This is a genomic window from Hallella bergensis DSM 17361 (assembly GCF_000160535.1).
Classification (GTDB): Bacteria; Bacteroidota; Bacteroidia; order Bacteroidales; family Bacteroidaceae; genus Prevotella; species Prevotella bergensis.
This window is the reverse complement of the sequence record NZ_GG704781.1, coordinates 247,957-268,525: the sequence shown is the minus strand read 5'-3', so window position 1 is coordinate 268,525 and position 20,569 is coordinate 247,957. Positions and strand designations below refer to the sequence as shown.

Here is a 20,569-nt window from a genome sequence, read left to right as displayed (position 1 = left end):
CTTGTTTGCAAATACGCTAATTCTGAGCGACCTTTTGTACGCTTTTTTCAAATACTATTGTATGCTGAAATTCAACACCACTTACTCGCGCCGAGAATTTCATCGTAGAAGGCGGACACAAAAAACGCTGTGTAAAACCATAATATCAACGGTTTCACACAGCGGATTTAACCACACTGAGCGTGTTTTACTTGAGATTAACCATTATGGTTTTCAAATTCTTGGCCATGCTCGAACTACCCACCATCACTTCATAATTGCCGGGTATGACACGCATGGTGTTAGAAGAAGCATCCCACCACTCGAAGCTTTCACGGGGCAAGCTGACAGACACCTGCTTGGTTTCGCCCACCTTGAGCGACACTCTTTGAAAGCCCCTCAGGGTTTTGATGGGTCCTGCCGCGTCGTCAGTACGTCGGATGTAAACCTGCACCACCTCGTCTCCGTCTCGTTTCCCAGTATTCGACACGCTGACTTGCACTTGATTGTTAATGTAACGGGGCTGACCAATCGTGAACTGGGTGTAGCTCAGACCATACCCAAAGGGGAAAAGCGGAGTTTCCTTGAAATAACGATAGGTTCTGCCTGCCATGCGGTAGTCGAGGAAGTCGGGAAGCTGAGCATCGTTCTTGTAGAATGTGACAGGGAGCTTGCCCGAGGGGTTGTAATCGCCAAAAAGAACATCGGCCACTGCTGTGCCTCCCTGTTCTCCGGGATACCAAGCCTGCAGAATGGCATCCACGCGCTGGCTCTCGGGAGTCAGGGCTATGGCACTGCCCGAGCAGTTGACGAACACGATGCGTCGTCCGGCTTCGCTGAGCGCCTTGATCACCTCGCGCTGTGCCTGTGGCAGCTCGATAGTGGTGCGATCGCCTCCCTTGAAACCCGGGTCGGACACTTCCATTTCTTCGCCCTCAAGTCTGGGCGATATGCCTCCGACAAAGATCACAACGTCAGCTCCGGCCGTCTTACGAACAATATCCTGGGGTGTGGATAAACCCGTGTGGGTGATGTCAAACTTGATCATGGCCAGCGAGGTGACCTGCACATAGTCTATCTGAACCTTGTACTGCTGTCCTGCCTTCACGTCAAGCTCCTTGTTCATCACGTCTATACGCTCCCTACTCGTCCAATTATTGATCAGGGTGTCGCCATTGACGATGACTCGCACCTTATCGTCGGCCGAGACATTAAGATGGAGTGTCTCTGTGCGCGTGGGGCTGAATGTACCCTCATAGCGGGCAGAGAAATGGTTAAGGTTTACGCCGGGGGCAAAAACCGTGGCACCACCGTTACTTTGGTTGATAGGTTCGCGATGCACCATCTGCGCTGCTGGTGTGCCGATCATGTTCTCATTATTCCAATAAGTGGCTTGCATGCCCGGTTGGCCGTTGTGTGAAATCTCATTGTATCTGCTCTCGCGAAGTTCGTTGCGCGTAAGGCCACAGCCGGGAATAAATGTTACTTGGTCCGACTTGGTCTGCAAACCCTGCAATATGGTGACGGTTTGCGTGGGATAGCCACTATAGTTGCCCCACATCATTGTGGAATCAATGGCATTGGCTCCCACCACCACAATTTTCTGTCCACTCCTCTTCAGCGGCAGGATGTCGTTGTTTTGCAGCAACACCATGCTCTTGCGGGCCATGTCAAGAGCTAACTGCTTGTGAGCCTTGGAGGCAACCACGCTTTCAGATATCTTTGTCCAGGGCACCAGTTCATCCGGGTCGAAGTCGCCCAATGCAAACCTGGCCTCCAAGAGCCGTCTCACGCTCACGTCTACATCGGCCTCCTTGATGATACCTGCTCGGACTGCTTCCGGGAGATTGCTATAATCGCTGCCGCACTCTACGTCGGTTCCTGACAGCACTGCCTTGGCAGAAGCATGGGTTGCATCGGGCGATACCTCGTGATGACCTTTCTTCCAAAAATCGGGAACGGCCCAGCAGTCGCTAACCACCATGCCCTGATAGTTCCATTCGTTGCGCAGAATGCTCTTTAGGAAACGGTTGTTGCCACAGCAGGGCTGGCCATCAATGCGCTGATAGGCACACATCACCTCGGCGACATCGCCTTGCTGCACCAAGGCTTTGAATGCCGGGAGATAGGTTTCCCAAAGGTCGCGCTCGGGCAAGTCCTCCACATTGAACGTGTGGCGGTTCCATTCAGGGCCGCTGTGCACGGCAAAATGTTTGGCACATGCGAGCAGTTTGCGATATTTACTGTCTGATGGTCCTTGCAGGCCACGCACCACAGCCAAACCCATGCGCGAAGTGAGATAAGGGTCCTCGCCATAGGTTTCCTGTCCGCGCCCCCAACGTGGGTCACGGAAGATATTGATGTTTGGTGTCCAAAAAGAAAGTCCTTGATAACGTTTAATTGTTCCGGAACGTTTGGCTTGTTGAGCTTTGACCCTACCCTCGTCGCTCACAGCATCAAACACTTTCTGCAGCAATGCATCGTCCCAAGACGATGCCATGCCCATGGTAATGGGGAAAACAGTTGCAAAGCCATTGCGCCCAATGCCATGCAACGCTTCGCTCCACCATTCAAACTGGGGTATGCCTAAGCGTGGAATGGCAGGTGATCCGTTTTGCATGATCTTGCTTTTTTCCTCCAGAGTGAGGCGTGAGCAGAGGTCAGCAGCACGCTCCTTGGGCGATAGATCGGTGTTTTGGTAGGGAAATTGCTGTGCCTTCATAGGCAAAATGCAAATCCATAATAAAAAGAAAAGGATTTTTTTACGATTCATTGTTACATGGTTCAGTATAGGATTGGTAATATGTTGCAGAGTTAAATCCTAAGAATCAACCTGATCGGGGGTTGGTTCGCCCGTGTCTTCCTGGTTGGCATATTCCGAAGGAGTCATTCCAAAATGCTTCTTGAATGCCGACGAGAAGTGGGTCTGGGAGTTGAAGCCTACCGCATACGCAATCTGGGTGACATTCTGTTTCTTTTCCTTGATGAGCCGTGCAGCCTGTTGCAATCGTATATTACGGATGAAACCACCAGCAGAAATGCCGGTAATTTCTTTCATCTTGCGATGCAACTGGGTTCTGCTGATGCCAACCTCGGCCATCAACATCTCTACATTGAAATCAGGATTAGAGAGGTTGGCATTGATACTCTTCATGATACGATCCATCAAGAGGTCGTTGTTGCCCTGGACCTCTATGTTCTCCACCGTATCGTCCTGACTTTGCGCGCCACTGAACTTGCCGCGTAGGCGGCGCACATTGTCGACGTGGTTGACAATGAGCAAACGTAGTTCGTCAATATTGAACGGCTTGGAGATATATGCATCGGCTCCCTCCTTGATGCCCTTCAGCCTGTCTTTCACCTCAGACTTTGACGTGAGCAAGATGACGGGAAGGTCGCTTATCTGGGTGTTGTTTTTGATATTCTTCAACAACGTGACTCCATCCATCTCGGGCATGATAATGTCAGACACCACAGCATCATAGTCGCCAACGAGTAATGCCTGAAGGGCTTTGCTGCCATTGGGGAAGATGTCCATATAGAACCAATTACTCAATTCCTTCTTGATGTATTGTGCCAACTCCAAATCATCATCCACTAAGGCTACCTTCAGGTTCCTGTTGGGGCGTGAATAGGCTGGCGTCTGTGTAACTCGTCCATCCGGACGAGTCTCTGCCATTTGTTCAGGCTTGAGATGTTTGTTGCCTTTGGGCAGCTCGACCGTGAAGCATGCACCGGAGTGCCCGTCGCTACGATTGGCGGCCTTGATGGTTCCACCGTGCATGTGCACAATTGACCGACAGAGATTAAGGCCTATGCCAGTTCCGGGCTGTACGGACACAGGGGTGCCACTGCCTTGGTAAAACCTGTCAAAGAATCGGTCGGGATGCTCATCTTGAAAGCCGGGACCATTATCCTGGACGATCATTCTGACCGAATTGGCGTCCTCTTCCAACGTAATGGTTATCTCTCCTCCGTCCGGTGTGAACTTGAAAGCATTGGAAAGTAGGTTGGAAACCACCTTGTCAAAATTGTTCTTGTCTATCCATACCATGTAGGGATGGCTGTCATGAATCAATCGCAATGTGATGTCCCGCTGGGTTGCATTGTACTGAAAAAGCGATTTGATGCCCATAATAAGTTCTACCAGATCGGTTTCGGAACAATGCAGGTGCATCTGCTTCATGTCTATCTTGCGTCTGTCCAATATCTGGTTGACTAACAACAGCAACCGTTGCGCATTCCTGTCGATAATGTCAAGGTCGGCCAATGTATCTGGGTCTGTCAGTCTGTCTTTTAACTTTTTCAGAGGACCGAGTATCAACGTGAGCGGAGAACGGATGTCATGGGTAGCGTTAATGAGGAAACGCATCTTCGACTCTTCCATTTCCACACGCTTGCGACGCATATAATAAAGCACAATCATGAAAATAATGCCACCAATAATCAGGGCGTAAATCAAATAGGCCCACCACGTGGCATACCATGGGTTGTTGACTACCACGGTCAATACCTTGCACTTTTCGGACACGACGCCATTGTTCACAGCACGCACACGAATGGTGTATTTACCGGGTTTCAATCTATAAAAGAATATGCGGTTGGTTCCCTCAGCAGTGGAAATCCACTTACCTCCATTCATGCTATACTCAAAACTCGTATTGTCTGCATTCCTGAAGTTGAGCAATGAGAATTCCATGGAGAAAGAATTCTCTGAATAAGGTATTTCGAACTTGTTGGAGAGGAAGTCGACATATTTGTCGCCCACGATAAAATTGGTGAGATAAATATCTCCCATCTCCACATGACTACTGCGCACAACATCAGGATAGAAGACGGTAAGCCCGTCTCCTGTGCCAAAGCCAATCATGCCGTCCTTGGTTGTCAAGGCCGCATTCAGAGTGTACTCGCGTGTCACGAGACCATTGCCATTCATGTGTGCAATAAACTTTTTGCTCTTAGGATTGTACTCCCATATCCCCATGCTGGTACTAATCCACAGCTCTCCCTTCTTATCCTCAACAATGGCACATATTTTCTTGTCTTCCATCACCTCTGAATGAGGAAAGCTTTCCACACGTTTTGTCTTGGCATTGAAATGATATAAACCTGCATCCGTACCCACAAGAATACCGTGTCTGTCCGACTCGTAAATGTGCGTACAATGTAATCCCTCCAATTGGCTGAGCCATCCCCACGGGCGGAAGCTCCCCGTGGCTGGGTTGAAGCACGAGAGGCCGTTCATGGTGGCCATCCACACCAAGCCTTGTCTATCAACAATAAGTGATTCTATCCAGTCGTTCCACAGATGCCCCAGTCTACCTTTTTGGTTCATGTTGTAGTTGACGGTTCGTCCGGTGTATTTGTTATAGATATAAAGCCCCTTGCCAAAGTTGGACACATAAAGGTTGCCTTTGCCATCATCTGCGATGCCATAGATACCCCACCCTTCAAACTTGGCCTTTCGCTGACTGGTTCCCGTGATGGGATTATAGCTGAAAAGCACATTCTCTGTGCTGATCCAGCAGTCGCCTTGACGGTCGCGGTAGAGAAAGTTTGTACCTACCGGAGAGTTCGGATGGCCAACAATATTACCCTGACCGTCAAAATGATAGATGCCATTGTTGCGCACAGCACACCAAACATCACCATTGTCACCGGGCACGAGTGCGGTCGTGCTACCGCTCACCATATAGTTTTGGGATAAAAATTCCCAACTCTTGAACGCCGTTTGTTGCTCGTTGACAATGTATGCCCCTTGATCATAAGTACCAATCCAAAGGTTTTGTGTGCGGTCCTCGAAAATGGCAACCACATTGGAACGACTTAGATCTACTTGTGCATTGGAGCCTTTGACAACCTCTGCTCTTTGCTTTCCCGCAGGAATAACCATCAGGCCAAGGCTCTTGATACCTATATATAGGTTGCCCTTACTGTCCAAATACGAACTCCTGATGGAAAGGTTACCTGAAAGTTGAGGCAAAACATAATCAGCCTTTTTCAGCTTGCCCGTGTTATAGTTATACTCCAATATGCCATACAGGCAAACAATGAGAATTCGCCCATCGTTTAACTGATGGAACTTGTTGATGGGGCCAACTGAAGATTCGAAAGCCTTAAAGCCGGCAGGCTTTCCATGTCGCATTTGATAATAACCGAAAGATGTCAGATGATTGCACTTCCAAAGGTTTTGCTTGTCGTCCTGAAATAAATAATACACAAAGTTTTCATCCCTTACGCCAAACTCCTTGGCAACCTCAATCGTTGATTTGCCTTTCCTCAGAACATATATTCCATAATAGCCGGATGTGCCGATATAGATATCTCCTTGGTCGTTTTCCACCATGGCCGTCACACGTGGTTTCACGCCATGAGGGAAATGATAGGTTCGAAAGTCATTGGATGCATAGTTGAATTTCACCAAACCACGGTTTGTACCAATCCAAAGATTGTGCTGACTGTCGTTCATAAACGAAACAACCGTGTTATCAACAAGGGATGTGGAGTCTTTTCTATCATGAAGATAGTTGATATATCGATATCCATCAAAACGATTCAACCCATACTCTGTGCCAACCCATAGAAAGCCATGATGGTCTTGAAAAATACTGATGATCATACTGCTTGATAACCTGTCTGACGAGTAGACATAGTTATTCCTTGCTTGTGTGGAGAGCATCCCCACCCAAAGAAAGGCCATCAAGATGTAACATTTATAGTATCTCATAGTTTTAGTCAAGAACGTTTTTTCCTCATGCAACACTTCGCTTTCAAAAAGAAGCCTCTTTTGCGTATGTGCAGCGTAAGAAGTCGGAAAGATAGTGATAGTGACAGCAAAAATACAAATAATTTTGGAAATACCACATGATTTAAGAGAGAGATTTCCGATGACAAGAAATCGCTGACACAAGTATCAAGTGCAGACGTAGCCAAACAACTTCTTATCTGTACCTAATACTGAATTCCGCACAGAGGAACCCAGCCCTTTTCTCTGTCAATTAAAGAGTCATGATAACAGCAAAGCTATAAATTACCTTCGCTTGGCCGCACGCCGAAATGCCTGGCGGTGGAACTTTTCTTCTGCCCTGATAATCCGAAAAACCTTACTGGGCGGCAGAATTCTGCAAAACTTAGTATGGTATTGCTGCTGCAATTTCTTAATTTTAAGTTCCGTTTCATCTCTGCCTTGAATAGCTTCCAAGCATGCCTTGTCATCCCTTACGTCAACATGACGAAAGCTACGCATCTTGTTAAACAACAAACGCTGCTTGTCCTGCATCTCCTTATAAACAGGAAAAAAGACAGATGCTTCATAAGGAGTGAGTGCTGCTTCCGTCACAATAAATTGCTGAAGCTCAGCCTCATATTTCTCAGGATTGAACTTATGTCTCTCATGCGCATTCAGCTGTACTGCTGCAAATGCTATGGCTAAAATAAACAAGAACCTTTTCAAGGATTTACATATTAAATGGTTAACTACTCAGCATCTTCCATATAGGCATACATGTCTTCGGCATCAAGCATGGCATAATCTGCGATGGCATCCACCGCAGAGAATGAGACAGGCGAAACGCCGTTTGCTACTCGAACGTGTGACTCAGTAACTCCTGGTGTATTGCTGTGCAGATATACGCCCACTCCAAAGACGGCTGCACAGACACATGCTGCTACAACCGCTATCGGACGCCAGCGATGCCAACGATTTGTCTTCATGACAACCCAATGTGGTGTGGTGGCACGTTCGTTTTTCTCCGGCAACTTTTGCATCATCAGAGAAGCAAAGTCTTCAAAGTATCCGTCGGGCACCCTAAATGGAGTTTCTCGACCAAACCTGTCAACCAAAAATTGATCTTCTCTTTCCATATCTTTCTTTTGTCTATTTGACGTTCTTTAGGCCTTAAGGTTTAAATTGAGATGAACTTGTTGTACTCGAAATGCACAAAAGAAATGCTCTCTCTCTCAATATTCTTAACCACCATTCACTCCCTTCTCTCAATATACGCCTTAATTTTTTTAACAGCTAAATGATAGCTCGCCTTCAAAGCCCCCTCGCTGGTGTCGAGAAGTTGGCTCATTTCCGAATATTTCATTTCATCGTAATATCGGAGATTGAACACCATACGCTGCACATCGGGCAGTGATGCGATGGCCTGTTGAAGCAGGGCCTCGGCTCGAGATCCATCAAAATACTCATCGGCCAAAAGTTTAGCAGACACCGCCTCATCATCGGCACTGACCTGCTGTGCCTGTTTCTGACGCCGAAGGAAATCAAGAGATTCGTTGATGGCAATGCGGAAAAGCCAAGTAGAGAACTTCGATTTATTTTGGAATGTTGACCGTTTGTTCCACGCTTTGATAAAAGTATTTTGCAAAACGTCATTGGCATCATCATGCGAGAGTACCATGCGACGAATCTTCCAATATAGCTGCTCACTATATTGATGAACAACGAGCGCAAAAGCCTTATGCTGCTGTTGTGGGTCGGCCAGCATGCTGACCAGTTTATCATCGTCGCACCCTCTCACTGTTTTTGCCTTGGAGGTTTCGTTATATGTAATTTCTCAACTGTTGGTATATCAATGAATCGTACCCATAGACATCGCTGAACGTCTCGATTTTCCCACTTGCATCAGGATACATCGTATAATATAAGATGAATATGGGAACCATAGGTTTAATATTGACACTACCTATAAGCCGACTTCGATCCAGGGTATCAGCCACGAGCATCATCCGCTCTGTCATTTCCTCTTTTTTCATATTGACAGGCGACACGTCTGCATGCATCGAATAATTTATCCTATCCACAAGCTTGTCATCTTTTTTGGCAAGCACAAACTTGCTCAGTTCAAAAGGCTTCTCCACTCTGATGCATCCATGACTCACATTCCTTACCGAACGATCGAATATTGTGCGAGACGAGGTGTCGTGCAAGTAAATTGATAAATTATTATCAAACCGAAAGACAATTCTTCCCATCGCATTCCCTTCCCCACCTCGCTGGATAACAAAATAATCGCCGCTCTCAAGCATTTCGGGCGACACACTGCTGACATCAACATGCTCACCGGTTTGACGATTGCGGATGAAATATCTGTTTTGTGTAAAATAATTGATGTTACCTAACTGTGGCACAACGCTCTTCCTGACGATACTTTTGGGCATCACCCATTGTGGATTGACGTCCATTCGCTTGATAGCACTGACAATCAAGGGTGTTTTATTTTTGTTGGAACCAAATGCAATTCGCATCGTCAGCACCTTGTCGCCGTCCACAGCCCGTAGGTGGAAAGATGGGATGTTCACGAGAACATATTTCTCATGCCTTTGCGGATTGTCCTGCATTCGCCACCTGCACCGCTCCATATTGACCAAGATCCTATTCCGCTGCATGCGTGACAGTCCCGGACTCTGCAACAGCCTCTCCAAGCTATCGTAAACTTCGTCGTTCGGTTCCGCTTTTCTTATAAAATCGGCTATGCTGTCTTCACGAATCATGCTCATAGCGGTCCGGTAAAATCTGTCACCTGCACGCTCCGTCTTAATGTCATATAATGTACGGTACGTGACTGTATTTTCCTTTTGTTCATGCACATCAACGTGGTTGAGCACATATTTGGGATTCATAAAACCAAATCGCTGGCCGGAGACATAGCGGAAATAAGCCTTGGTAAGATTGTATTCCAACCGTGCCAACACCTTATTGATGGAGTTGTCCGACCCATCAAAGTCCAAGTTTCTAAGCCGTTGCAAATCGCTCTCTATCCGAGGGAGACGAAATTTGTTTTTAGAAAAACCTATCCTCGTAATGTTCTGTAGACAATCTATCAGGCTGTCTGCCCTGCCGTCAATCCCCTTTCGGTCTATCCACAAGAAAGAATAATTGCTCTTGTAATACTTACGGGTACGATAGTCCGGAGCCATTGAGTCCTTGTCAGACCGACACAAAAAACCAATGTGCTCACGTATTTTCCGAGCATTTATATGATAAATAGTTGTATCCAACGACTTATAGTCATCTAATGACAAATGACTATTCACGTTGATATTCTTTTCATGGCACGACTGAAAGCAAATTCCAATGAAAAAAACAGCCAACAGCCAACGGATAGGTTTCAAGTTTACAGGCGTTTTTCTTATCTAATCGATATTTTGCGAACCATCTTGCCCACCTTAACGATATAGCAACCTTTGGGTAAGTTCAGGCTGTAGCTCCTGTCGGCTCCATCTATTTTCAAGTTCATCACCCTTACGCCTGTAATGTTATAAATGGAAAGTTCTTGGCCAGCTGCACCCGTAATGCGCATTACAGACTCCTCATTAACTGTAATGGAAATCTTTTGAATTTCATTATCAATAATTTCTATAGCCGGCGTGGCATCTGCCACTCGGGGAACTCCTAAAAAAACTGTTACCAGTAAGAGCACAGAAAGTATTTTATGATTCATACGCGTATTCCTTATATAATGCCGTTTTTGCAAAGATAAGGTTTTATGTATAACATCCGGGCGTAAACGGCACTTTTTATTACCCTATTAAGATAAATTAACCCTTAACATAGTAGTGGAGCTGGCGGGAGTCGAACCCGCGTCCAAACAGGGAAACCATACGCTTTCTACATGCTTATTTCGGCCTTTGTTTTTCGTGTAATGGCAAGACCCGAACCACCAACCATCACCTTAGCCTCTAAATTTCACCCGAGCATCGAGACCTACACGGGCTATTTCCGATTTAACCTGCACCGCTTGATCTCCGGATTCGGAACAACATCCTCGGAGCGATGTCTCGTTCCATCACCTGGTGACGGAATTAAGCCAGTAATCTACTGTTCTTCAATTAGGCAGCGAGAGCGTAATTGTTTTCGCCAATTAAATTTTTGATAACTCAGATTAAGGAGCAAGCTACCGAAGCTCCGCATGCTTACATACCATCTCATCCTGCTGTCAAATCCAGTCAACCCCAAGATTTCATGATATCGCCCCCTTAGCACGCTTGCCAAGAGGACTGGGATGCAAATATAGTGTTTTTATCTGAATAATACAAACTTCCCTGCCTTTTATTTTTGACGATAACGTTTATTCACTTTATCACACAGGTTGAATCTTCCTGTAAATATCTCTGAAATATCACGACAAAGTGCCTCGAATGCTTGCCGTATTTGAAAGCGGAAAAGGCATTGGGCGAAATATGCGAAATTTGCCGGTTTTTTACAACGTCTAAGAACACAATGAGTTAAGAGGAGCGAGTGAAAAATCAGCACTTCATAGTTTTCTGAAGGCCTTGCCGTTGGTATCTCATCATGCCACGATTCAAGCTTCATCGCAGGGCGGCAAAGCCTTATCCGTCTCACGACTAAGGCTTATTCACCGTGTGACAAGACCCTGATCGCACTCTCGTCTCTTTTTTGACTGACCGTCATCGGGCGTTTAGGATCCTGGCAGGACTCTTCAATTTCTGGAACGCCAAAAATTTTCGACTCCGTTTTGGTATAGTTTTCTTGACAAAATCAGCCTCTGTACACCTCGTTGACAACCTACAACTGTAAACCACCCACGCGTGGTGTTAGCTGCTCATCCTTTCTCTTGCCAGAGATAGAGGGTCCTTGGCAAGATATCCGTAATTTTCTTGCAGGTTCTAAAAAAAAATTACGATATTTGCCCATCATTTCATGAATGAGGTGTCGAACGAAGACTGCTGAACATCGCGAATTGCCCAATCATTGGCTACATCAACTTTTTAACGATTCCATCTAACACGTTGTTTTTATCATGTCAAAGAAGAAAAAGAAAAATGGGGCAACACAAATGCCGTCTCTGTCCCCCGCAAAATATCTGAAAGAGAAGGCTCGGTCATTAGCGATAGGCAAATGCTATATTAGTGAAGATATCGAGACCTGTGGTGAAGGTAATGTCATTGTGACTCGCATGCACAAGCACGGCAAGGTAAGCGTGGGCGTATTCCTTGTGGATATATTTTGTCTTGGTGTCAAGGATGCCTTCTATATGCTCCGTATGGAGGAATATGAATTTGAGCACTTAAAGGAGAGGTTTGCCACAACGAGAACCAGGGAATGTAGTTATGAAGAAGCACACAACTGGATTTATGGTGCCATAGCCTTTGCGGAAGAGGGCGGTATCAATCCCCACCCCGGCTTTACACTTGCTCAATATCTTTTGGAAGAAGATACGGACGATGTGCCGCTCATTGAATACGACTTTGGAAAAGACGGCAAACATTTACTTATCGCCAGCAGCAAATCAGAAGCCAACAAATATGTGCCCACGCTGAAAAAGAATTTGGGCGACAACTTCGAGGTCATTATCCGTGCAGAAGATGATGAAGACGAATATGACGAGAACGACCCCGATTTTTTTGATGATGTCGACGAAATGACATCATTCGACACGGATTTCAGCGACAGTCCCATGATCAAATCTTATGGGTCGGATATGAAATATACTTATGTCCACCCGGACTATCCACAGATATTGACTGTGGAAAACCAATGGGTGCTTGAGGATTTGCTTAAGCCGGAAAACGCACTTGCTCTGAAAGATACGGTCGTTGACGAAATGCTTGCCCTACCCAAGGAGTCGCTGCGCAAGGACTTGGAGAATATCATCATGTATTATATAGGTCTGACCTGTGATGAGATTCCACAAGAGCTTAAAGAAAATTATACCGGGGTGGTTTCTAACGCAACCATGATGTTGGCTGAGGTTGGAAACGACAGCACCAGTTTAGACGTTGTTTTGGAATTGCTCAGGCAGTCTCCCGACTTTTATGACTATCATTTTGGAGACGCTGCACCAGAGATAGTAATACCCACATTATATAAATTAGGGCAGCACAAGTTAGACGTATTGATGGACTACCTGAAAGAAGAGGGACTTTACACCTATGCCAAGATAAACGTATTGAAGATTGGTGAGGAAGTAAACTTTCACAATCCCGACCGACGTGAAGAAGTAATAGACTGGTATCACCGGCTCATTCTTTTCACCATAGACGCACTTCCCCAGTCTGTCTGCTGTGACGCAACTGTTGCAGGATTCTTGGTGAACTATATTGTTGATATGGGTGCACGAGAACTTTTGCCCAGCCTTAAAGATTTGTTTGCTACAAATATGGTTGATATTGGGAGTTGTGGCAGTTGGGAATCTGTGAAACGTGACCTGAGCAATCCGGCCATCCAATCTTACAGAGAAAGTTCTGAACTGGATATTCACAAACGTTTTAAGCAACTCGTAGAAATGTTCAATTGATGAGCCACCCATGAACTTCATGCCATACGTTTTGAGCATTACGGGCTCTGACAACACCGGTGCTTCCGGAATACAAGCCGACATCAAGACCATATCGGCTTTAGGCGGCTATGCTCTGACGGCTCTTACCACAGTGACCGTACAGGATGGGCAGGGCATACACGACTTGCTCAACCTGCCGTGTGACATCGTTGTTAGGCAAGTAAGAGCTGTCATAGAAGCCCACCATCCCAAAACCGTGAAAGTGGGGATGGTGCGCGATGCCGACACCATTGCGGCTTTGAAGGATGAAATTGTGGGGTGCCCTCAAAAAGTGATGGTGCCGGGAATCCTGACTTCTCATGGCAAACAGCTGATTGGCAACGAGGCCATCAGAGCTTGGAAACAAGAACTCATTCCCGAAGCCACTGTGTTGCTCACACGATGTAACGAAGCCGAAATCTTATTGGGCAGCCCCATTGTTTCGGATGATGAGATGTTGGAGGCGGCTCAACAATTTACCGCCATGGGAGCACAAGCCGTACTCATACGTGGCGGGCACCAGACTGAAGGTCGACTCACCGCCGTACTGATGGCAGGGGAAAAACATCAGTTTTTCAGTTCACAAAACACCGAGGGGTGGCAACGACACGGTGTGGGCGGAGCACTGTCGGCAGCCATTGCCACACACCTGGCCATGGGCAGCAACATCACAACTGCCATCAGCCGAGCCCACGACTATCTACACAGCCAAGTGGTGTATGCCGTAGACTGCCGTGTTCAAGGACACCGACAAGCTGACCTCTACAACCAGTTCATGGCTCTCATTGCAACGCATTATCGCGAGGCTCACGACGTGGCGTTCTATGCCGACCGTCTCGCCATCACCCCCCGTTACCTCACACGCATCACGGCCACGACTGTTGCGAAAACACCCAAACAGGTTATAGCCGACTACATCATGCGCGAGGCCTCTACCCTATTGGCCACGTCCAGGCTGACCATCAGTGAGGTCGCCACCAAGCTTGGCTATTCATCACTCCCCATGTTCAGCAAGTTTTTCAGCTCACATCAAGGTTGTTCGCCCGTGGAATACCGCAACCGGATGAGCCGCTTGTGATTTTCGGCACAATGCTTACCGATTTGGGAACAAGAACTTGGTTGTTCTCATTTTTATATATAGCTTTGTGAGCAGTAATTTTTTAAATCGTTAATAAGACAATGGAAGATAGAACAACTCTTAACCGCAACTTGGCACAGATGCTCAAGGGCGGTGTAATCATGGATGTAACTACCCCCGAACAAGCACGCATCGCCGAGGCCGCCGGTGCTTGCGCAGTTATGGCTTTGGAACGTATTCCTGCCGACATACGTGCCGCCGGAGGTGTGTCGCGCATGAGCGACCCGAAGATGATCAAGGGCATTCAGGAGGCCGTGAGCATTCCTGTGATGGCCAAATGTCGCATCGGCCACTTTGTGGAAGCACAAATCTTGGAGGCCATTGAGATAGACTATATCGACGAGAGTGAGGTGCTTTCGCCGGCCGACGATGTGTATCACATCGACAAACGCCAGTTCAAGGTACCTTTCGTTTGTGGTGCCAAAGACCTCGGCGAAGCGCTTCGCCGCATCAACGAGGGTGCCACGATGATTCGCACCAAGGGCGAGCCGGGCACGGGCGACGTGATACAGGCTGTGCGCCACATGCGCATGATGCAGAGTGAGATGCGCCGACTGACATCGATGAGTGCCGACGAACTTTACGAGGCTGCCAAACAACTGCGTGTGCCCTACGACTTGGTGGAGTATGTACACGAGAACGGCAAACTGCCCGTAGTGAATTTTGCAGCCGGAGGTGTGGCCACCCCAGCCGATGCCGCCCTGATGATGCAGCTTGGAGCTGAGGGTGTGTTTGTGGGTAGTGGCATCTTCAAGAGCGGCAACCCCGAGAAGCGCGCACAGGCCATAGTGAAGGCCGTGACCAACTATGACAAACCCGAGATGCTCGCCGAACTGAGCGAAGACCTTGGCGAGGCCATGGTGGGCATCAACGAGAGCGAAATAGAACTTCTCATGGCAGAGCGTGGCAAATGAGAATAGCCATTTTAGCATTGCAGGGAGCATTTGCCGAACATCGGCAAATGCTTGCCCGTATGGGTGTAGACTCGTTTTTGGTACGTAATGTGGAAGATTGGGCACAACCCAAAGACGGCTTGATTATTCCAGGTGGCGAAAGCACAACCATGATGCGTCTCGTACAAGATCTTGACCTCTGCTCTCCTATCAGGGAAGCTATCAAGAAAGGGCTGCCCGTGTTTGGCACTTGTGCCGGACTCATTATGCTCGACCACAACCACCTTGGCACCATGAACATTACCGTGAAGCGTAATGCCTACGGCCGTCAGCTGGGCAGTTTCGTTGCCAACGAGGAAATGAAGGGTGTCGGCAAGGTGGATATGGTGTTTATTCGTGCGCCTTATATTGAAAAGGTGGGCGAAGGCTGCGAAGCACTTGCTATCATAGACGGGCACATCGTTGCCGCTAAACAAGGCAACCAGTTAGTTACCGCCTTTCACCCCGAGCTGGGGGAAGACACCCGCATACACGAGTATTTTGTAGACATCTGCAGAGTTCAATTCAAAATTCATAATTCATAATTCAAAATTAGGCTGACGCGGGTTGCAATTCACAATTCATAATTCAAAATTCAAAATTCAAAATTAGGCTGCGCGATGGTCATGCACAATTTTCCGCAACGACTGACACGACTCTTCACAACATGAGCAGATAGTCGTGGGATGTCGTGGATGTCGATGCAGGAAAGCAACATGGATGTCGATGCAAGAAACCGTAAGTATTTTTAAATTCGCGTAATTCGAAAGGGTGTTTGTCAAGATAATGCACCATTTGCTCCCACTCATAAAAAAATAAATCAAGATCCATTCAGCTTTAAAAACATGAACAAGAGACTAACCGCACTATTTGGCGTTGCAGCAAGTGCTGCCTCCCTCTGTCAGGCGCAGACCACCGACAGACCCAATATCATTCTGTTTCTGGTAGACGACATGGGGTGGCAAGAGACCTCTGTGCCATTTTATAAAGAGAAAACCCTGCTCAACCAGCGTTACCGCACACCTAATATGGAACGTCTGGCAGCCCAAGGTGTGCGCTTCACCCAAGCCTACGCCTGTGCTGTATCGTCGCCTTCACGCTGTTCGCTACTCTCGGGCATGAATGCCGCCCGCCACCGTGTGACCAATTGGACCCTGAAATACAACGAGCAGACCGATGCCAAGGATAAAGAAATTACTCCGCCGGACTGGAACTGCAACGGCATACAGCCCGACACCGTGAGGAGCCAGCACAACCGACACCTTACCACCCTTATCACCGCCCTGCCACAGGTATTGAAAGACAACGGCTATTTCACCATCCACTGCGGCAAGGGACATTTCGGCGCGCAGACCACTGCCGGTGAGAACCCCACCAACTTCGGATTCCAAGTGAACATTGCAGGTGGTGCCAACGGCGCTCCAGCCAGCTATCTCGCCCAGGAAGATTATGGCAAAGGCGATTTCCACGTGTCTGGGTTAGAACAATATTACTCCAAGGGCACGTTCTTGACCGAGGCGCTGACCATAGAGGCGCTGAAAGCCCTTGACAAGCCCATTGCCGACCATCAGCCCTTTTTTCTCTACATGTCACACTATGCCATCCACGCGCCATATAGTCCTGACGAAAGGTTTACTCCAAACTATATGACCGCTGACGGTCAAGGTGTCTTCGACCCCATGCTCCAAGCCCCACTCAACAAGCAAGAAATCAATCATGCCGCGCTTATCGAAGGCATGGACAAGAGTCTGGGCGACATCATGAACTATCTGGAGGCACGCCCGGAAGTGGCACGCAACACAATCATCATATTCATGTCTGACAATGGCGGACAGGCCATCAATATCCGTCAAGGCCGCGCCAACTATGACCAAAACTACCCTGCCCGCGGCGGCAAAGGGTCGGCCTTAGAGGGAGGTATCCACGAGCCGATGCTGGTCAGCTGGCCTGGAGTGATCAAAGGAGGCACCACCAACGGCAACCGCGTGATGATTGAGGATTTCTACCCTACCATTATTGAGATGGCGGGCGTGAAGCATTATAAAACCACGCAACATGTGGACGGCAGGAGTTTTGTCGACCTGCTCCGAAATCCCAAACTCAGCAGGGAGCGCGAGATTGTGTGGCACTATCCCCATCTCTGGACTACAGGCATCAGCGAGAAAGACGGCTACGGACCCACTTCATCGATCATGCAGGGCGACTACCACCTCATCTACTACTGGAGATATGACAAGGTGGAATTGTATAATGTGAAACAGGATATTGGCGAGAGCCATAATCTGGCAGAACAAGAGCCCCAACGTGCCGCCAAATTGAAGAAACGCCTCTTCCAACAGCTGAAATATTACAAAGCGCAATACCCCAGCAGAAAGACGGAGAAATAGTATATTCTGAAAAGTTGTGGCTACATCCTGTCGGGGTGGCCACAATTTTTATCTTTGCCCAACAAGGGAAATCATAGACTTGAAATTCATGAAAAGCACCCAAAGTAGACGAAAGGCTTTGCCATTCGCCGATTTTATCATAACTTTGTGGCAAGAATAACAATATTTTAGGGAAAGAATAGTTATTTTTATAGCATTTAAAAATCTCACAAAACGATAATGAAGAAACTCATTATAGGCATCATGTTGGCGACCCTATGCCCTTCTGGCATCTGGGCTCAGAGTTCCATGACAGATTCTCAGGTCGCAGAATTCGTACAGAAAGAAGTGGAAAGGGGAACTTCACAAGCCCAGATCGTGACCAAGTTGATGCAAAACGGCGTTGACATTGCACAGATTCGCCGGGTGAGGAAGAAGTATGAGCGGCAGGCAAAGGGTTCTGGCTTAGGCAACGTGGACCAAAAAACCAAGGCCAACAGCCGGCTGCGCAGTAACAATGTCAAGCCTCAAGACAAGGAGGAAACCAAGCAAGCTGAGCAAAGGCGTGCCGCCACAACCTCACAGCGCATACAGGGGAACCCGGAATGGAAAAACGAATACGATGAGAACAGCTCCGATTTTTTGCAGATGCAAACTGAGCTGGGATTGATGACACCAGCCGACTCCTTGGAAATGCTGAAGGTGATGTTGGAGAATCAGAAAAAAGAAAAAACAAAGGTATTCGGCCGCGACATTTTCAATAACAAAAACCTGACGTTTGAGCCTGCCATGAACATTGCCACGCCGCAGAACTACCGCCTCGGTCCCGGGGATGCGGTGATTATCGACATCTACGGTGCCTCGCAGAAAACCATAGAAAGTTCGGTGTCGCCCGATGGTGACATCATTATCGAAAACTATGGCCCAATTCAAGTGAGTGGACTCACCGTGGCTCAGGCCAATGCCCGCATACGCAGCCGACTTGGAACCAGATACCAGAGCAGCCAGATTAAGATTTCGCTCGGGCAAACACGTACCATCTCCATCAATGTGATGGGTGAGGTGAAAGCACCGGGCACCTATACGCTGTCGGCCTTTGCCAGTGTGTTCCATGCTCTGTATATGGCCGGCGGAACAAACAACATGGGTACGTTGCGCAACATCAAGATATATCGTCATAACAAGCTGGTGAGCGTGTGCGATATCTACGACTATATCCTCAATGGCAAAATGACTGGCAACGTACGCCTAACCGACGGCGACGTGATTATCGTGGGTCCCTACGACTGCCTGGTGAATATCACGGGCAAGGTGAAGCGTCCCATGTTCTACGAGATGAAGAAGAACGAGAGTCTCGAGAGTCTGCTGAAATATGCCGGAGGATTTGCCGGAGACGCCTATACCAAAGCCGTGCGGGTGAACCGCAAGACAGGTCGCGAGTATGCCGTGTTCAACGTTGAGGAATTCGACATGAGCAGCTTTCGCATAGCCGATGGCGACAGCGTGAGTGTGGACTCCATCCTGCCACGCTATCAGAACACCGTGGAAATCAAGGGAGCCGTCTTCCGGCCGGGCATGTATCAGCTGGGAGGGGGCGTCAATAGCGTGCGCACACTCATCGAACATGCTGAAGGACTCACTGAGGAAGCCTTCACCAACCGCGCAGTGATGCACCGCATGAAGAGCGACCGAACGCTGAAAGTGGTGAGTGTTGACGTGCAGGGTATTATGACCGGTCATGTGGCCGACATCCCATTGAAAGAAAACGATGTACTCTTCATTCCGAGCAAGCAGGAGGCCATGACGGAGCGCACTCTCACGATTCATGGCGAGGTGCAATATCCCGGCATCTATAAATATGCAGACAACGAAACCCTGGAAGACTTCGTGCTCCAGGCCGGCGGACTGAAAGAGACTGCATCGACTGTCAAAGTGGATGTGGCTCGCAGGGTGAGTAATCCCCAAGCCATGACTACCGATAGCATTATAGCCCAAACTTATAGCTTTGCCCTGAAAGACGGTTTTGTGATTGACGGCGAGCAAGGTTTCGTGCTGATGCCGTTCGATCAGGTTTATGTGCGTAAAAGCCCGGCTTATTCTGAGCAACAAAATGTTACAATAGAGGGCGAGGTGATGTTTGGTGGCACATACACCCTAAACAAACGCAACGCTCGCCTGACCGATCTGTTGAAGGCAGCCGGTGGTGTGACCGACATGGCCTATATCAAGGGTGCCCGACTGGAGCGCGTGCCCAACGAGGTGGAACGTGCCCGTATGCAGGCAGCCCTGAAGATGCAGCAAGAACAACTGCAACAACAGTTGCTCCAACTGGCTGCAAGCAGCAACAATGCCGGGAATATTCAGCAAATGAGCCAACAGGCATCGAACACACAGTTGCAGAAATTCGAAATACCCAGCACGTTCCCCGTGGGCATTGAGCTTGACAAAGCACTCCAAGACCCAGGAAGCGATGCTAACATTGTATTGCGCGCCGGCGACCGGCTCATCCTGCCACAATACACCGCAACGGTTAAAATCAACGGCGCCGTGATGTATCCCAACACTGTAGCCTACGAAAAGGGGAAACGAGCAAGATACTACATCAACACAGCCGGCGGTTTTGCACAGAACGCACGCAAGAGCAAGGCATACATTATCTACATGAACGGCATGGTTGGCAAAGTGAGCCAAGGTGCAAAGATAGAGCCGGGCTGCGAAATTGTGGTTCCGAGTAAGCTATCTCGCAAAATGAGTATTGCCGAAACCATGAGCCTTGGCACTGGCATGGCCAGCATCGCCGCAATGATTGCAACGATAGCGAATATAGCAAAATAATTGTTCTCATATTTAGATTTAAGGAGGGAAATA

13 protein-coding genes and 1 other RNA gene are annotated in these 20,569 nt (G+C 48.0%); 6 read left to right on the top strand and 8 right to left on the bottom strand.

Translation table 11 applies throughout. From position 1 onward, the window contains the following. Positions 1-187: 187 nt before the first annotated feature. The 8 genes from xyl3A to ssrA form a co-directional block, all read right to left on the bottom strand. Entirely contained in the window at positions 188-2,752 is a 2,565-nt protein-coding gene (xyl3A, locus tag HMPREF0645_RS05090) for a xylan 1,4-beta-xylosidase (protein ID WP_007173829.1), read from the bottom strand. Positions 2,753-2,800: 48 nt separating this feature from the next. After that, positions 2,801-6,706 carry a hybrid sensor histidine kinase/response regulator transcription factor gene (locus HMPREF0645_RS05085; RefSeq protein ID WP_044123311.1) on the bottom strand — a complete coding sequence of 1,302 codons (3,906 nt, stop codon included), beginning with the start codon at positions 6,704-6,706 and terminating at the stop codon, positions 2,801-2,803. A 303-nt stretch (positions 6,707-7,009) separates the two neighbouring features. Beyond that, complete coding sequence (locus HMPREF0645_RS05080) at positions 7,010-7,420, bottom strand: hypothetical protein (RefSeq protein ID WP_245544004.1); 411 nt, start codon at positions 7,418-7,420, stop codon at positions 7,010-7,012. A gap of 35 nt (positions 7,421-7,455) precedes the next feature. Beyond that, positions 7,456-7,842 (bottom strand): hypothetical protein, encoded by a 387-nt coding sequence (locus tag HMPREF0645_RS05075; RefSeq protein WP_007173826.1) that lies wholly within the window; start codon positions 7,840-7,842, stop codon positions 7,456-7,458. A 116-nt stretch (positions 7,843-7,958) separates the two neighbouring features. Continuing rightward, positions 7,959-8,471: an RNA polymerase sigma factor gene (locus tag HMPREF0645_RS05070; RefSeq protein WP_007173825.1), complete on the bottom strand. Its 513-nt coding sequence runs from the start codon at positions 8,469-8,471 to the stop codon at positions 7,959-7,961. Positions 8,472-8,526: 55 nt separating this feature from the next. Then, the gene (locus HMPREF0645_RS05065; protein WP_007173824.1) at positions 8,527-9,903 is read right to left on the bottom strand and encodes a L,D-transpeptidase family protein; all 1,377 of its coding nucleotides are present in this window, start codon (positions 9,901-9,903) and stop codon (positions 8,527-8,529) included. Between the two features lie 212 nt (positions 9,904-10,115). Next, a complete protein-coding gene (locus HMPREF0645_RS05060) occupies positions 10,116-10,427 on the bottom strand; it encodes a T9SS type A sorting domain-containing protein (protein WP_007173823.1) in 312 nt (103 codons plus the stop codon). A gap of 113 nt (positions 10,428-10,540) precedes the next feature. Further along, positions 10,541-10,940: a transfer-messenger RNA gene (ssrA, locus tag HMPREF0645_RS13315) on the bottom strand. An 807-nt stretch (positions 10,941-11,747) separates the two neighbouring features. Between ssrA and HMPREF0645_RS05055 the strand changes: the two genes are divergently transcribed. The 6 genes from HMPREF0645_RS05055 (at position 11,748) to HMPREF0645_RS05030 (ending at position 20,536) form a co-directional block, all read left to right on the top strand. Then, positions 11,748-13,244 (top strand): hypothetical protein, encoded by a 1,497-nt coding sequence (locus HMPREF0645_RS05055; protein WP_007173822.1) that lies wholly within the window; start codon positions 11,748-11,750, stop codon positions 13,242-13,244. A gap of 10 nt (positions 13,245-13,254) precedes the next feature. Beyond that, positions 13,255-14,343: a bifunctional hydroxymethylpyrimidine kinase/phosphomethylpyrimidine kinase gene (locus tag HMPREF0645_RS05050; RefSeq protein WP_007173821.1), complete on the top strand. Its 1,089-nt coding sequence runs from the start codon at positions 13,255-13,257 to the stop codon at positions 14,341-14,343. A gap of 101 nt (positions 14,344-14,444) precedes the next feature. Then, positions 14,445-15,317 carry a pyridoxal 5'-phosphate synthase lyase subunit PdxS gene (gene pdxS / locus HMPREF0645_RS05045; protein ID WP_007173820.1) on the top strand — a complete coding sequence of 291 codons (873 nt, stop codon included), beginning with the start codon at positions 14,445-14,447 and terminating at the stop codon, positions 15,315-15,317. Beyond that, positions 15,314-15,880, top strand: a complete 567-nt coding sequence (gene pdxT, locus HMPREF0645_RS05040) for a pyridoxal 5'-phosphate synthase glutaminase subunit PdxT (protein WP_007173819.1) — start codon at positions 15,314-15,316, stop codon at positions 15,878-15,880. The genes pdxS and pdxT overlap by 4 nt, the downstream gene beginning before the upstream one ends. A gap of 300 nt (positions 15,881-16,180) precedes the next feature. After that, complete coding sequence (locus HMPREF0645_RS05035; RefSeq protein ID WP_007173817.1) at positions 16,181-17,722, top strand: sulfatase; 1,542 nt, start codon at positions 16,181-16,183, stop codon at positions 17,720-17,722. A 219-nt stretch (positions 17,723-17,941) separates the two neighbouring features. Further along, positions 17,942-20,536: an SLBB domain-containing protein gene (locus tag HMPREF0645_RS05030; protein ID WP_007173816.1), complete on the top strand. Its 2,595-nt coding sequence runs from the start codon at positions 17,942-17,944 to the stop codon at positions 20,534-20,536. Positions 20,537-20,569 lie beyond the last annotated feature (33 nt).

Bases quoted from the DNA above. Each gene is read 5' to 3' on its own strand.
- xyl3A (WP_007173829.1), bottom strand. From the start codon at position 2,752: ATGAATCGTAAAAAAATCCTTTTCTTTTTATTATGGATTTGCATTTTG.
- HMPREF0645_RS05085 (WP_044123311.1), bottom strand. From the start codon at position 6,706: ATGAGATACTATAAATGTTACATCTTGATGGCCTTTCTTTGGGTGGGG.
- HMPREF0645_RS05075 (WP_007173826.1), bottom strand. From the start codon at position 7,842: ATGGAAAGAGAAGATCAATTTTTGGTTGACAGGTTTGGTCGAGAAACT.
- HMPREF0645_RS05070 (WP_007173825.1), bottom strand. From the start codon at position 8,471: ATGCTGGCCGACCCACAACAGCAGCATAAGGCTTTTGCGCTCGTTGTT.
- HMPREF0645_RS05065 (WP_007173824.1), bottom strand. From the start codon at position 9,903: ATGGCTCCGGACTATCGTACCCGTAAGTATTACAAGAGCAATTATTCT.
- HMPREF0645_RS05060 (WP_007173823.1), bottom strand. From the start codon at position 10,427: ATGAATCATAAAATACTTTCTGTGCTCTTACTGGTAACAGTTTTTTTA.
- HMPREF0645_RS05055 (WP_007173822.1), top strand. From the start codon at position 11,748: ATGTCAAAGAAGAAAAAGAAAAATGGGGCAACACAAATGCCGTCTCTG.
- HMPREF0645_RS05050 (WP_007173821.1), top strand. From the start codon at position 13,255: ATGAACTTCATGCCATACGTTTTGAGCATTACGGGCTCTGACAACACC.
- pdxS (WP_007173820.1), top strand. From the start codon at position 14,445: ATGGAAGATAGAACAACTCTTAACCGCAACTTGGCACAGATGCTCAAG.
- pdxT (WP_007173819.1), top strand. From the start codon at position 15,314: ATGAGAATAGCCATTTTAGCATTGCAGGGAGCATTTGCCGAACATCGG.
- HMPREF0645_RS05035 (WP_007173817.1), top strand. From the start codon at position 16,181: ATGAACAAGAGACTAACCGCACTATTTGGCGTTGCAGCAAGTGCTGCC.
- HMPREF0645_RS05030 (WP_007173816.1), top strand. From the start codon at position 17,942: ATGAAGAAACTCATTATAGGCATCATGTTGGCGACCCTATGCCCTTCT.